1 protein-coding gene is annotated in these 224 nt (G+C 56.2%); it reads right to left on the reverse strand.

The genetic code is table 11. The features are described from left to right. The coding region (locus tag P0D80_RS51785) for a hypothetical protein (protein ID WP_408296844.1) at positions 1-224 on the reverse strand (224 nt) is incomplete at both ends.

Here is a 224-nt window from a genome sequence, read left to right on the forward strand (position 1 = left end):
GAGTCTCCAGAAGGTAAAGGTCAGGGTCTTGCGGTTGGGTGCGAGCAACTTGTCTGCTCGGGTATCACTAATGCACGGGCTGTGCCAGTTATATTCAAGGTTCCTAAGAAAGTTGGTGGAGGTCTGCTGCACAAGGGTTTCACGTTGCAGTGCCGGGCTCGCGGTAGCGAACAGCCGCGTGAAAGCGATGAACGACTGACGGCATATGCCCGACAGACCACCGC

The organism is Paraburkholderia sp. RL17-373-BIF-A, assembly GCF_046030175.1.
GTDB lineage: Bacteria > Pseudomonadota > Gammaproteobacteria > Burkholderiales > Burkholderiaceae > Paraburkholderia.